General features: G+C 49.7%; 2 protein-coding genes. Both read left to right on the plus strand.

Translation table 11 applies throughout. The features are described from left to right. Nucleotides 1-85 precede the first annotated feature (85 nt). Nucleotides 86-1,003, plus strand: a complete 918-nt coding sequence (locus VN429_RS04900; protein WP_325630410.1) for a transcriptional regulator — start codon at nucleotides 86-88, stop codon at nucleotides 1,001-1,003. Nucleotides 1,004-1,055: 52 nt separating this feature from the next. Then, the gene (gene thsA / locus VN429_RS04905) at nucleotides 1,056-2,714 is read left to right on the plus strand and encodes a thermosome subunit alpha (protein ID WP_325630411.1); all 1,659 of its coding nucleotides are present in this window, start codon (nucleotides 1,056-1,058) and stop codon (nucleotides 2,712-2,714) included. Nucleotides 2,715-2,731 lie beyond the last annotated feature (17 nt).

Genomic DNA, 2,731 nt, shown 5'->3' on the forward strand with positions numbered 1-2,731 from the left:
CTCTTGGATTATTGAATAAACCTGCTCAATTCACCTGATACCATATTCTTATAACTGTTTTAACCAATACAAAGTAACTAAAGGAATGTCACAGGACCGTCTGCTCCAGAATGCCATCAGCGTTATGATGATGGCTGGTTATGATGTTTCAGAACTCTTTGCAATGAGGCCCAAGAGTTTTGATTTAATCGCCAATAACGGTAGTCAGATAGTTGTTCTGAAGGTAATTTCACATATTGACAGTATCACCGAAGAGAACGCACGCGATCTTGATCAGATATCCCGAAATCTCGGGGGCACTCCCCTTGTCGTTGGTGAGCGTGCCCGTGATGCAGAACTTGAGCGTGGGGCTGTATACGTCAGATATGGCATATCAGCTATAAATTATGCCACTCTTCACGATTACTTTGTGGACGGATCTCCACCTCTTATTTACGCTTCACCTGGCGGTCTCTATGTGAATATCAGCGGGGAAAAGCTGCGTGAACTACGGGAAATAAATAACCTCTCCCTCGGAGATCTAGGCCAGGTTCTAGGGGTTTCCCGGAGGACTGTAGCAAAATACGAAGCCGGTATGGGCACTACTATTGATATTGCTATCAGAATCGAGGAGACCTTTGACAGCGGAGTCGTTGAGCCCATTGATCTGCTGATTTATACCCCACAGATCCCTTCTGATTTCTCTCTACCTGAGGAAGATATTCCGATCCAGCCCTTTATTGAAGAGATGGGGATGCACCTGCAGATGATGAGCCGTGCGCCCTTCCAGGCCCTGATCAGATATGAAGATCATACTATCCTTACCGGATACGGCAGATCCCAGAAACTTTCGAAACGAGCAGGGATTATAGGTAATATCTCACAGGTAACCCGTTCTCATGCCATGTGTATCATGACTGACGATCAGCGCAAGCGCAGAATCGGCAAAACCCTGATGCTTGGAGAGGAGGACCTTCTCTCAATGGAAGAAGCAGATGATCTTCTCAATGTCATTCTAAACTGATATCATTATATAGAACCACTAAACAACCTTATCCTACACGTGGTGATTCTGTATGTCTACACAGCTTGGAGGACAACCAATTCTTATTCTTAAAGAAGGCAGTTCACGCACCCGTGGGCGCGATGCCCAGGGAATGAACATCGCCGCCGCAAAGGCGGTTGCCAACGCAGTCCGGACAACCCTTGGACCAAAGGGTATGGACAAGATGCTCGTCGATACCATCGGTGATGTCGTCATTACCAACGATGGTGTCACAATCCTCAAAGAGATGGACATCGAGCACCCGGCTGCAAAAATGATGGTAGAAGTTGCCAAGACTCAGGATGATGAGGTCGGTGACGGTACCACCACTGCAGTTGTAATTGCAGGTGAACTTCTCAAGCGTTCAGAAGAACTCCTTGAGCAGGATGTGCACCCAACCGTTATCGCTCATGGATACCGGATGGCAGCAGAGAAGGCACAGGAACTCCTCAAAGGCTTTGCAATCGATGTCAAGCCAAAGGATGTAAAGATCCTGAAGAAGATCGCCGAGACTGCAATGACCGGAAAGGGTGCAGAAGCCTCAAAGGACAGTCTTTGTGACCTCGTTGTCAAGGCAGTCACCATGGTCGCAGAGACCGATGGAACTGTTGACACCGAAAATATCAAGATCGAGAAGAAAGTCGGCGGATCAATCGAAGACTCCGAGATAGTCCTTGGAATGGTCATTGACAAGGAGCGTGTCCACCCCGGTATGCCAAGCAGCATCAGCAAGGCAAAGATCATGCTCCTGAACGCGGCAATCGAGTTCAAGAAAACTGAAGTTGACGCCGAGATCAACATCACCAGCCCTGACCAGCTCCAGGCATTCCTCGATGAGGAAGAGCGGATGATCAAGAGCATCACCGACAAGGTGATCAAGAGCGGTGCAAAGGTCGTCTTCTGCCAGAAGGGTATCGATGACATTGCACAGCACTACCTCTCAAAGGCAGGCATCCTCGCAGTTCGCCGTGTCAAGAAGAGCGACATGGAGAAACTGGCCCGGGCAACCGGAGCAGCAATCGTCTCCAGCATCGATGCAATATCAGACTCAGAACTCGGATTTGCAGGAATTGTTGAGGAGCGTAAGATCTCTGGCGAAGAGATGATCTTTGTCGAGGAGTGCAAAAACCCCAAGGCAGTCTCTATCATCATCCGTGGTGGAACTGAGCATGTTGTTGCAGAACTTGAACGTGCATTCGAGGATGCAATCCGTGTAGTTGGTGTTGTTCTTGAGGACAAGAAGTGTGTAGCCGGTGGAGGAGCACCAGAAACCGAACTCTCACTCCGTCTCCGTGAATACGCAGCAACTGTTGGTGGTCGTGCCCAGCTTGCAATCGAGGCATTTGCATCAGCACTTGAGATCATCCCCCGGACCCTCGCAGAGAACGCCGGTCTTGATCCAATCGACATGCTTGTTGAGCTTCGTGCAGCACATGAGAAAGGTCAGAAGACTGTCGGACTCAATGTCTTCGAAGCAAAACCATCTGATATGCAGAAGGAAGGAGTCGTTGAGCCACTGCGTGTCAAGACCCAGGCAATTGCCAGCGCTGCAGAAGCAGCAATCATGATCCTGAGGATTGACGATATCATCGCCTCTGCAAAGTCAGCAGCCCCGGCCATGCCACCAGGTGGTATGGATGAGATGGGAGGCATGGGCGGTATGGGTGGAATGGGCGGCATGGGGATGTAATCCCCGAACCCCATCTT

The organism is Methanospirillum sp. (genome assembly GCF_035560735.1).
Lineage (GTDB): Archaea > Halobacteriota > Methanomicrobia > Methanomicrobiales > Methanospirillaceae > Methanospirillum.

Bases quoted from the DNA above. Each gene is read 5' to 3' on its own strand.
- VN429_RS04900 (WP_325630410.1), top strand. From the start codon at position 86: ATGTCACAGGACCGTCTGCTCCAGAATGCCATCAGCGTTATGATGATG.
- thsA (WP_325630411.1), top strand. From the start codon at position 1,056: ATGTCTACACAGCTTGGAGGACAACCAATTCTTATTCTTAAAGAAGGC.